The sequence below is a fragment of the Novipirellula sp. genome (assembly GCF_041583735.1).
Classification (GTDB): domain Bacteria; phylum Planctomycetota; class Planctomycetia; order Pirellulales; family Pirellulaceae; genus Novipirellula.
The window spans coordinates 1-10,241 of record NZ_JBFHFD010000287.1; the positions used below are offsets into that span (position 1 = coordinate 1).

Sequence of the window (10,241 nt, forward strand, 5' to 3'; positions counted from 1 at the left end):
AACGCAATTAAATTCACCCCCGCCGGCATGGTGAAAATCATCGTGCGTTATGTGAATCAGCAACACGACCATGGGATACTGCAATTTGAAATTGTCGACTCCGGAATCGGAATGAGCAAACAACAACAGCGGCGGTTGTTCCAACCATTTTCACAAGGGGACGGCAATGTCAATCGCGAATTCGGCGGCACAGGACTCGGGTTGGCGATCAGTAAACGGTTGACCGAGATGTTGGGCGGAGAAATTTCGGTCGAGAGCGAACTGAGTAAAGGCAGCAAATTTACGGTCTCGATTTCCACAGGCGATATTGACGACGTGCAAATGATCCAGCCCAAATTGACGATCGAACCGCCGCCAAGCACCGTGCCCGCCGAAACGATCACCTTGGACTGTCATGTGTTGGTTGTCGACGACCGCCGCGACATCCGCTTTCTCAGTAAATCGTTGCTCAAAAAAGCGGGAGCGACCGTCAACGAAGCCGAAGACGGCGAAGTGGCAATCCAAATGGTCGAAGAGATGATCCGGCAAGGCCGTTCCTACGATTTGATTCTGCTGGACATGCAAATGCCCCGGCTCGATGGATACCAAACCGCCGAACAGCTCCGTAAACTCGGTTTTGACGGCCCCATCATCGCGCTGACCGCCGACGCGATGCAAGGCGACATGACTCGCTGTATCGAAAGCGGGTGCAACGATTATCTGAGCAAACCGATCAATGTCCAACGGTTAACCCAGATGGTGCACCGCTTCACCAGCGGAGCCCACTAAAGACTTCGGCCTGCGGCACACGGAATGCAGCAGGGGTGAAACGTGATACTCACCAACTATACTGAAGCTCTTCACAATCCAATGGCCGTTTCAAGCCGTAAGCGAATTTAGGCGATGCTGACACCCGAACAAAAACTACGTTTTCAAGAAGCGATCGACCGTGTGGGTGGCGACTGCGACTTGCTTGTCACGATGGCAACGCTGGTCAGCGAGGATGCACCGCAATTGGTCAACGACTTGGAGCTTCAATTCGAGAACAACCAACTGCAGGACGCTGCTGCCACCGGGCATAGTTTAAAAGGATTGTTGAGCACCTTCGAAACGGGGTCCCCTGTCAAAGAGCTGCAAACGGTGATCGACGCGGCGCGGGCGGGAAATCGAGACCGGGGCAACGCATTGTGGTTGGCCTGCAAACCCGCGATCGCAGCCTTGACCGCCTCGATCACAGAGCTAGCCGTCAGCGGCTAGTTATTTTTGGCGAACAACCACATTGACCCAGCGAGGAACGATCTCGTTGACACTCAATTCGCTTGGAACATTGGTCAGGGCTTGCTCGGTGGACAACCGCTTCGGAGTCCCCAGCTGAATATCCTTCAATTCAAGTGAGACGGCGATGGCCGAAACATCGAGTATTTTGAAAGCCTTGTCCGATCCCACCAAGGTCACTTCGGCATAACTTGATCTCGGTTCCGCGACCACCCAATCTTCGGCCAAATTGCGATATTCGATCGGCACAATGATCGTTCGCTGCAGCGTTGCAGTTTGATAGGCGAACAAGAACCAAAGCAAAATTGCCAGCGAAAACGCCGCGATTCTCATGTACCAGCGGTCCCACCCGCTCTCACCACGCAAATCACTCGTCACCGTTTTGCTGGCCAAAAACTGCTCGAGCCGCTGGGCGAGCCCTGCCGGATCCAGCTCTGTCAATTCTCCGTTGTGAGCGATCGTGATCGTACCGCGTTCTTCGGAAACGACCACCACCAAGGCATCACAACATTCCGATAACCCGAGCGCGGCGGTGTGGCGAGTTCCACTGCCTTGCACTTTCATCAAATTGGACGACAGCGGCAAATGGAGACTGAGCTGCTGAATTCGCGAGTCTTCAATCAGCACGGCACCGTCATGCCCCGGCGATTTGGGATGAAAAATACTCAGCAATAGCGGTTCACTGATCTCGGCATCCACCAACACCCCGCCACGCACATGCCGGGTCAGCGGCTCTCGGCCTGGGAACACAATCAGAGCGCCGATCTGATCACGAGCAAGCACCGCAACGGTTTCGACAATCGTATCAATGATGCCCGAATCAGCGGAATCATGTTTGCTCTGTCGCAACCACCGCGATGAAACAAGCCGCTCGATACCGTGGCGAATATCTTGTTGAAAAATCACGATAATGGAAAAGATCACCGCGATGATTCCGTATTGGAAAACCATCGTGGTCAAGTACATCTCCAACCATCCCGCCAAAACATAGAGGGCGGCCAACAGCACAATCACAACGCCAAGCGACTGAGTCGACCGATGCCGCAACCAAACCAAGCCGACATAGATCAAAAGTGTCACAATCCCGATGTCCAACGCATCGGCCACACGAATCTGCTCGATCAATTCACTCAAATAACTCGGCATCGAAGCTCACTTCGTGTGATCGCAGTCTAGATCTTTGTTTGCATTTGTATTTTCAGCGGTGCAGCGATTTAAAAATAGCTGGTATTGGACTAACGTTGCTTTCGGATCGCGGCAATTAAATCGGCCTTGTTCATTTTGCTGCGTCCCGAGATGTCCAAATCTGCAGCCAAGTTTTGCAGTTCGTCGACCGTCCGTTGCTCAAGTCGCGTGTTGGGGTTCCCCGTGCCTTGAGTCGTTTTGTTCGGAGTTCGACCTTCATGACGGCGTTGTTTATTTACCGTACGTGCTGCCACCTCTTCGGCATCGTCTTCCGACTTGCCGCGTTCCAGCTGGCTCTCTTTGATGTGACCGAACTGTCGCTCGTCCTTTTTAGACCATTTCACCATGATCGCCCTTCCCGCTAACGCTTCTTCTCTTTCCTACGCAAGTCTTTTCATACGCAAGGTTCATTCGATCGCAAGGTCAAGCGGCGAGACAGTGTTGCACGTCGATTGACATTGCGTCAAATGAACAATGAACATTGCACCGAATCACCGACACAATGATGCACCGAATTGGCTCTGCCTGCGATCATGCGATTGGGCCGCGTCGCCCCATCACCAAGCTGATGACGAACAACACCAAGAATACAACGAACAAAATCTTCGCAATACTCGCTGCGGTTCCAGCGACAACGCCGAAACCAAGTGCCGCTGCAATCAACGCGATCACCAAAAAAGTTAATGCCCAACCTAACATCGTAAGCTCCTCAGTTTTGAAGTGGTGAAAGTGGCGATGAATGCTTCATGCCACCAACCAACCGAAGGACGCATTTCGTGTGCCATGGGATATCGAGCCATAGAAATTTACCGAGAGACGAACAAAAGTTCGTGGCAATACAGGCGTCATCCGCTCGGACACAACCTCTCGTTGCGCGAAAGCAGCTCAGGATGAGTGTTTTGGTAGCATCCCCCACAATCACGTCACGCGTGACGACACGCGACCGCCCTCGCATTGATGCCGCATCAACCAGTCTGGCTGAACACCGCGACACTCCCCCCCAAGAAACCGACTGAAAGGCTCAGGACAAAAACCAATTAAAACGAGTAAAAACACCGCTTTTGACGGAAAAGCACCTGTTTGCAGTGCCCGCAAAATCCGAATGCGGCACGCCAAGTGCTGACTCGCAATGCCAAGTGCTAACTCGCAATGCACTGGGCTCCAAAACACTGGGCTCTCAATGGAATATCGGTGACTCAAAACCCTCAAGGATGAAATCATGTTGGTACTTAGCCGAAAATCTGGTGAATCGATTCGACTTGGCGACGACATTGTTCTGACCGTTACGCGGACCAAGGGCAACCGCGTCCAACTTGCAATCGAAGCCCCACGCGACGTTCCGATTCGACGCGCAGAACTCGATTCGAAACCCGAGCCTAGCTCTGCCAAGCGAAGCGTTTCTGTGAACCGCTTGCAAGACTACCTGCGGCGATCGGCATAGACCGCTGCGATGAAACGACCCTTCGAAAGCACTGTTTTAGATAAAGCACTGTTTCTTTAAAAAACGAGAGAACCATGCGTTACACACTCTTGATGACTGCCGCGATTGTTCTGGGCACCACTTTTTCGCCGATTGCCTCTTTCTCATCGATTGCCCGTGCAGATGACCAATCTAGCGACACGGCCAATGAACGAATGCAGGGGCGATGGCAAATCGTCGATGGCGTCAACCAAGGACGCGAATTGTCCAAACAAGAACTCGATGGCAGCACCGTGTCGGTGACAGCCAACTTGATCGTGACCTACGATCGTGACCAACAACAGCGGTTTCAAGCAGTCTTTACCGTCGACGACTCACAGGACCCGATGCAGATCACAATGACCTCGGTTCCAGAGGCGGCACGACCCAGTGAAGTCGCTCGCGACAAGCAGGATGGAAGCTCCGAACAAGCTAAAAAAATGACCGCATCGGGCATCATTAAATTTGATGGCAAAAACCGATGGGTGTTGTGTTATGCCCTGCCTGGGGCCGAGCGACCGACAGAATTCAAGTCGCCCAAGGGAAGCAAAGTCATGCTCTTTACGCTGCAAAAAGACCAGGGCGACCCTATCCCCGGATTGGGCAATACGATCGAAAGCGAAAAAGAGTAGGGGAAGCGGATCACTAGGAACGGCACGCTGCCAGCCAGCGAGTCTCGTGTGGCAAGTTGTTGGATGAGCGGTTTCCGTCCAGCCTGGTGAATTCGCATCCACCCCGCCTGAGCAGCAAAAAGATTGATGCGAAAATGAAGGAGATAAAAGGGGATCGCGAGTTCGTCAAAGTGAGCGAGACGGTGACGCTGTCAGCTGACGCCATGAAAACCACGATCGATTCGCTACGCGGTGCGATCGAAAAGCTCGGCGATCTCGATCCGATTAGCGAAGATATGTGCATTCGGATCTCCGCAGCTCTAGAAAAACACCTCTGGATGTTGCAAGCCCAAGAAGTGGTCTAGAGTTGATCGCGGCCGCTTCCGCTCATCTGCGCACGAGCTGCGAGTGCAAGGCCAACCACTTTAGTATCGTTACAGCGCCAGCCCAATGGCGTCTACGAGGTAGCGTTCGCGTCGCGAGCCGCCCGGTTGCAGCGAGTAAAACGTTCGAAATTGAACGGGCGGCTCGCGCCGCTCCGCTACGAAAACCACCCGTTTAGTACCAAAGTAGATGGCATGGGGCGCGATCCGCCCGGTTGAACCGTGACGCCCCCGTGGCTATCGCGAGAACGCATTTCCGCCGGGGCAGATGCCAATCGAACGAAAGTCTTGACGACTTCCTTACCCCAAATTAGTCACATCGATTGTGACTCGAGATGCAGTGCCATCAGCGTGTCGGCATCCGCCAACAGCGCTGCACGTGACTCTTCGGGGATCCCCGCCGTGCCACTGGCACTCCACGCTGCCTCAATCGCTTTTCGCTGGTTGGTCGGCATCGCGATATTCGCTTCGCTGGCCAATTGGATGCGGCGATGCAGCAAAAAGAATTGAGGATCAAAAATGACTTGCTCAAATAGCGAATCACGGAACAAGGGGGTCGCAGCGGATTGGGTCAGTGCATCCTCGTGATCCTGTTTCAGCCGACTGGGCGATGTCTCTTCAGGAATCAACAATATCCGATGCTGCCGCAGCAGGCTGCCAAGCCACTGGCTTCCCATCGCCACATCGATTGGAATGGATAGGATCAAACCGGCCAGCAGTGGCGAGAACCAGATCAGAAACGTTGGAGCGTAAAACGCCAATGCAGCCGCCACTGCGATGCTAACCATGGTTACGAAACCGAAACGTTTTGCCGCGTCTCGCCACGCGACTCCCTGTTCATCACGCGTCTGGGCGGACCATTTGACGTTGGTCCCTCGTAATGTGGCCAACACAAACCGGCTATGATAAATCGCCATGATCGGCGACAACAACACCGAAGCGACGACTTCGACGGCGACGCTGGCCACCAGCCGCAGACGCCCCCCAAGCAATCCTACCGACTGCGAGTCTCGCATCGCGATCAACAAACTCCAAAATTTAGGTAGCAACAACAGCGACATCGAAACGACAAACAGGATCAAGGCCCCCGAATCGAACTGTGGCCCCCGGGTCACTGGCTCGGCGATGCGATCCAAGATCGTTCCGATCACGCACAGTGCAGTGAACAGGATCCAAATCGGCGATGCCACATAGGACATCACTCCCGAAGCAAAATGCAAGCGGCTGAGCGGCCGAAATCCCTCGCTGATCAACAATTGCAAATGCTGAAGATTTCCCTGACACCAGCGTTGATCACGCTGGGCATAGTCGGCAATGGTGGTCGGGCATTCTTCAAAGCTGCCGCCCAGATCGGTCGCAAGCTGCACTTTCCAACCGGCACGCAGCATCAACGCGGCTTCGACAAAATCATGACTCAGGATCTCGCCTCCGAGTGGTGCTTTGCCAGGCAGCACGGGAAGGCCGCAGTACCTCAGAAACGGCTTAATGCGAATGATTGCATTGTGCCCCCAGTAGTTACCTTCGTCGCCAGCCCACCTGGCAAATCCGGCGACGAAAATGGGGCCATACACGTGCGCAGAGAATTGTTGCAATCGTGCAAATAGCGAACTTCGTCCCACCGGGGTCGGCGGCACCTGCAGGATCCCCAACTCGTCGTCGGCTTCCATCCGCCGCACCAATTCCACCATCGTTGACGCGTCCACCAAGCTATCCGCGTCCAGCACAATCATGTAGCGGTATCGGCTGCCCCAGCGACCACAAAAATCGGCGATATTGCCCGCTTTGCGTGCAGTATTTTTGGGTCGGTGGCGATAGTAGACGTTCACGTCGTCACCATGCTTTCGCAGCAGCTCTGACCATGCTCGTTCCTCTTGAAGCCAAATCTCGTGATTGGTCGAATCACTCAGGACATAGAAGTCAAACTGGCTAATCGCGTCAATCGATTTGAGCGACGAGAGCATCGCTTCGATGCCTGCGAATACACGATGAGGCGATTCGTTGTAAACCGGCATCAGGATCGCTGTGCGAGCCGCGAAGCGATCGTCACCCGGCGGAGTCGATTCGTCGGTGGACGCTGACAGATCACTGGGCGAGTCATGGTCGGGCGAGTCATGGTTGGACAAGCGACGACAGGGCGAGCGACGCCACAAACCGACGAACCCCAACGACGCGAGCGAAAACGAAAATACGATCCAACCAAACAGCAATGCGAAGAGCGGCAAGCTAAGCAGCTCGAACAGGTTCAGATGATTTCCACCTGCGATTACCCAATAATAGGTCGCGGTGGCGATCACGGTGCCGATGAACGTCACGACGAACACGCCGCAACGAATCCATTTCGTTGTGCGAGTGGGATCGGACGGAACCGGATGTCGATTCGGACTTTGCATAACGGTAGCCTCGTCCATCATTTTCGGACAGGTAAGAAAGAAGAAAAGGAATGGGTTCGCATGCCCGCCAACCACCAATCCGGTGGCATGATCGATGTCAATAAGCGTGTGAAATGATTTGATTCAACCTGCTTACCGCTCGGGAGCATTGGTTAGCTCTGATGCTCGGCGTATCGTCGGCGTCCTTTCAGAACCGCAATCCGATTGCCGCCCAATAACTGCGCCATCCACCAATCGATTCTTAGCGGCGCAGCGCGACGAACGGGACTCGCGTTCCACATCGGACGATCAATCGACGCGGGGATCACCTCGTGGGTCGATTGTGATGGCGAAGGCATCCGAGTCAATTCTTCGATCGCCAATAACATCGAGGCCCGAGTGAGATCGGCTGTTTTTCCTGACGCGGATTGCGACGAGGTTCCGGTCGCTGCCTGTCTAACGATTCGATCGCTTTCCGCCTCGGCGCGCTCGTCGCAAATGCCACACTTTTGCAAGTAAGATTTCACTTGTTGACGTGAGCGATCGAGATCGGATGGAGAGGATATTGCAGTGGCCGCGCTAAACGAAGCACCCGTGTAATTGACCGTGAATGTTGTTGTGGAAACCGACATGAAATTGATCCTTGGATAAGCTGATAAGTTGAGCGGGAACCGCTCCGTCGTCCTTACGATTTCGTGGTAAGTACAAACGTTGTGCCACAACATCGTCCACACCGACGCGAATGCTTTGGCCACCCGCTAACGGAGTGGGATGAAAGAGGCCCCGCCTTGAACTAGGGGGGTAAGGTTCACATAGAATCGCTGTGCGGGAACATTTTGCCATTAACTCCGTAGGAAAGATTATTTAGCATTTCGATTGTGAAGTTTTCGCTGGCTTCGGTAATGTCCTCCGAACCGTCAAAGTTACCCAATCATCCATGGTTTGCTGCTCAATTTGCGACCAACCGGTTGCTACACAGCAATGCAGACCGTCTGCGTGCTTGGGTTTTTGGCGTTTTTGATACGGCATTCTCTCAGAGGCAACGAAACCGCAATCCCCGCTCCCCCCCACCCACAGGCTCGCAATGAAGCGACGCACCTTTTTGGCGACGGGACTGTCGCTTTCAATGGCTCCCTCAAATTTGCTGTCAAAGACCAATGCTGGCGAATCTCAGCTCATCTCCTCACTTCGGCGAGAACCTGCAGCGATGGAACAAAGCGACCACCGCTTTCTGCGTGATCTGCAACAACGTTGCTATCAGTTTTTTGTCGATGCAGCCCATCCCAGCACGGGCTTCATTTCGGACCGCGGGGCCACCGATGGATCGTGGTTCAGTGATCACGCGAGCTCGGCAGCGTGTGGATTTGGATTAGCGGCTCATAGTGTGGCCGCTCAATCCGAGTGGATTCCTCGCGAGTTGGCGGCCGATCGGACTCGTCACTTGCTGCATTCGTTGGTGATGCTGGCCAATCACAAAAAGGGATTTGTCTATCATTTTTTTGACGCCGCCAGCGGCAAGCGATCGCGGGGGGCCGAAGCATCGTCGATCGACACGGCACTGCTGATCATCGGTGCAATGACCGCCGCGACGACGTTCTCAGATGATTTAGAAATTGTCCAATTGGCTGACGAACTTTACCGCCGTGTCGATTGGATGTGGATGCTCGGGGCGAACGATTGGATGCACATGGGATGGACGCCGGAATCGGGCATGATCCCGCATCAATGGGACAGTTTCAGCGAACTGATCGTACTGGTGTTACTGGCAATTGGGGCCCCCAATTCGCCCATCCCGCCGCGATGTTGGCAAGCGTGGCGACGCTCGCCCGTATTGCAACACGATGGCGAAGACTTCATCAGCTATCCACCGCTGTTTGTACACCAGTATCCGATGGCGTTTTTCGACTTCCGCAAAGTCCGATCCGCCAGCGGCCGAAGTTATTGGGACAATTCCGTCCGAGCTCACCATGCACAAATTGCGTTCATGACCGAACTGGGCAACCGCTACCCAGCGCAAATGCGACATTACGGTAACGACCTGTGGGGGTTGACCAGCAGCGATAGCGCCGGCGGCTATCGTGATTGGGGCGGCCCCTACGAAAACGGTCGCTGTGAACCCGACCGTGACATCGACGGCACGATTGTCCCCAGTGCTGCAGCGGGTGGGTTGGCGATCGTGCCCCAACAAGCCTTGCATACACTTCGTTATCAAAAACAACACTTCGGCGATAAAATCTTTTCTCGCTATGGTTTCGTGAACGCCTACAATCCGGCGACTCAGTGGGTCGGCCGCGACGTGATCGGGATCGACACCGGCATCACGCTGGTGATGGCTGAAAACCTATTGACCGGTGGGGTATGGGACGCGTTCATGCGACATCCTGCAGCGAATCGAGCTTTCAGCCTTGCCGGCTTCGTGTAGCAAACCTACCGCCGACTCAAGTGGCACACTTGTTGCTTTCGAATCCATCCCGCTTGGTTTACTCTTTTCACCACGGGATTCCCTTTATGTTGCGACTCTTTACAGCATTATCGCTGCTGCTTGCTCTCTTCGATGGCATCACTTCGGCTGATTCTCCGCGACGCCAGGTAATTCATACACAAAGCCAATCATCGGGTGCGGCGACGCCGATCACGAGCTTTGCGGAACTCAAGACGTTGGCCGCGGCGACCGCCAAGGAAAAATTTCAGCCGCGCGTGGCCCCGCCCGCCGCACTCACTCAAATGAGCTACGAACAATACCGCGATATTAGCTACCGGCCCGAGAAGGCGGTGTGGTGGAAAGACGGACTTCCGTTTTGGCTCGAGACATTTCATCGCGGCTTTGTCCAACGCGATCGCGTTTCGCTGTACACCACCGAAAAAGGAGTCACACGCGAAATCCCTTTTTCCTCAAGTAACTTTCGGTATCGCACCCCCATTGCCGAGAAAGTGGTTCGCGATTCGGGACATGCGGGCATCAAGATCGCGGGCCGTTTCC

At 54.3% G+C, this 10,241-nt stretch carries 12 protein-coding genes; 7 read left to right on the forward strand and 5 right to left on the reverse strand.

Translation table 11 applies throughout. From position 1 onward, the window contains the following. Together ABX962_RS19830 and ABX962_RS19835 are read left to right on the forward strand one after the other, a co-directional pair. Positions 1-768, forward strand: a 768-nt coding sequence (locus ABX962_RS19830; protein WP_372721757.1) for a response regulator, incomplete at its 5' end; no start/stop codon positions are given. A gap of 114 nt (positions 769-882) precedes the next feature. Beyond that, on the forward strand, positions 883-1,236 hold the full coding sequence (locus tag ABX962_RS19835) for a hypothetical protein (protein WP_372721758.1): 354 nt from the start codon (positions 883-885) through the stop codon (positions 1,234-1,236). Here the strand turns inward: ABX962_RS19835 and ABX962_RS19840 are convergent, their stop codons facing one another. The 3 genes from ABX962_RS19840 to ABX962_RS19850 all read right to left on the reverse strand — a co-directional run bounded on the left by ABX962_RS19840 (position 1,237) and on the right by ABX962_RS19850 (position 3,138). Further along, complete coding sequence (locus tag ABX962_RS19840; protein ID WP_372721759.1) at positions 1,237-2,400, reverse strand: diadenylate cyclase; 1,164 nt, start codon at positions 2,398-2,400, stop codon at positions 1,237-1,239. An 89-nt stretch (positions 2,401-2,489) separates the two neighbouring features. Continuing rightward, positions 2,490-2,786, reverse strand: coding sequence for a Rho termination factor N-terminal domain-containing protein (locus ABX962_RS19845; RefSeq protein ID WP_372721760.1), 297 nt, complete (start codon positions 2,784-2,786; stop codon positions 2,490-2,492). A gap of 184 nt (positions 2,787-2,970) precedes the next feature. Beyond that, positions 2,971-3,138, reverse strand: coding sequence for a DUF1328 domain-containing protein (locus tag ABX962_RS19850; protein WP_372721761.1), 168 nt, complete (start codon positions 3,136-3,138; stop codon positions 2,971-2,973). A 520-nt stretch (positions 3,139-3,658) separates the two neighbouring features. Between ABX962_RS19850 and ABX962_RS19855 the strand changes: the two genes are divergently transcribed. The 3 genes from ABX962_RS19855 (at position 3,659) to ABX962_RS19865 (ending at position 4,874) form a co-directional block, all read left to right on the forward strand. Next, on the forward strand, positions 3,659-3,880 hold the full coding sequence (locus ABX962_RS19855) for a carbon storage regulator (protein WP_372721762.1): 222 nt from the start codon (positions 3,659-3,661) through the stop codon (positions 3,878-3,880). 74 nt (positions 3,881-3,954) lie between these two features. Continuing rightward, positions 3,955-4,530 (forward strand): TIGR03067 domain-containing protein, encoded by a 576-nt coding sequence (locus tag ABX962_RS19860; protein ID WP_372721763.1) that lies wholly within the window; start codon positions 3,955-3,957, stop codon positions 4,528-4,530. Between the two features lie 134 nt (positions 4,531-4,664). Continuing rightward, entirely contained in the window at positions 4,665-4,874 is a 210-nt protein-coding gene (locus tag ABX962_RS19865; protein WP_372721764.1) for a hypothetical protein, read from the forward strand. A gap of 332 nt (positions 4,875-5,206) precedes the next feature. Here the strand turns inward: ABX962_RS19865 and mdoH are convergent, their stop codons facing one another. Both mdoH and ABX962_RS19875 read right to left on the reverse strand, forming a co-directional pair. Further along, entirely contained in the window at positions 5,207-7,282 is a 2,076-nt protein-coding gene (gene mdoH / locus ABX962_RS19870) for a glucans biosynthesis glucosyltransferase MdoH (protein WP_372721765.1), read from the reverse strand. 152 nt (positions 7,283-7,434) lie between these two features. Continuing rightward, complete coding sequence (locus tag ABX962_RS19875; protein ID WP_372721766.1) at positions 7,435-7,893, reverse strand: hypothetical protein; 459 nt, start codon at positions 7,891-7,893, stop codon at positions 7,435-7,437. Positions 7,894-8,345: 452 nt separating this feature from the next. Here ABX962_RS19875 and ABX962_RS19880 point away from each other — a divergent pair, with 452 nt between their 5' ends. Next, entirely contained in the window at positions 8,346-9,683 is a 1,338-nt protein-coding gene (locus ABX962_RS19880; RefSeq protein ID WP_372721767.1) for a glucoamylase family protein, read from the forward strand. Positions 9,684-9,769: 86 nt separating this feature from the next. Continuing rightward, the coding region (locus tag ABX962_RS19885; RefSeq protein ID WP_372721768.1) for a glucan biosynthesis protein at positions 9,770-10,241 on the forward strand (472 nt) is incomplete at its 3' end.

Excerpts from the sequence above, each read along its gene's own strand:
- ABX962_RS19835 (WP_372721758.1), top strand. The coding sequence starts at position 883 with ATGCTGACACCCGAACAAAAACTACGTTTTCAAGAAGCGATCGACCGT.
- ABX962_RS19840 (WP_372721759.1), bottom strand. The coding sequence starts at position 2,400 with ATGCCGAGTTATTTGAGTGAATTGATCGAGCAGATTCGTGTGGCCGAT.
- ABX962_RS19845 (WP_372721760.1), bottom strand. The coding sequence starts at position 2,786 with ATGGTGAAATGGTCTAAAAAGGACGAGCGACAGTTCGGTCACATCAAA.
- ABX962_RS19850 (WP_372721761.1), bottom strand. The coding sequence starts at position 3,138 with ATGTTAGGTTGGGCATTAACTTTTTTGGTGATCGCGTTGATTGCAGCG.
- ABX962_RS19855 (WP_372721762.1), top strand. The coding sequence starts at position 3,659 with ATGTTGGTACTTAGCCGAAAATCTGGTGAATCGATTCGACTTGGCGAC.
- ABX962_RS19860 (WP_372721763.1), top strand. The coding sequence starts at position 3,955 with ATGCGTTACACACTCTTGATGACTGCCGCGATTGTTCTGGGCACCACT.
- ABX962_RS19865 (WP_372721764.1), top strand. The coding sequence starts at position 4,665 with ATGAAGGAGATAAAAGGGGATCGCGAGTTCGTCAAAGTGAGCGAGACG.
- mdoH (WP_372721765.1), bottom strand. The coding sequence starts at position 7,282 with ATGCAAAGTCCGAATCGACATCCGGTTCCGTCCGATCCCACTCGCACA.
- ABX962_RS19875 (WP_372721766.1), bottom strand. The coding sequence starts at position 7,893 with ATGTCGGTTTCCACAACAACATTCACGGTCAATTACACGGGTGCTTCG.
- ABX962_RS19880 (WP_372721767.1), top strand. The coding sequence starts at position 8,346 with ATGAAGCGACGCACCTTTTTGGCGACGGGACTGTCGCTTTCAATGGCT.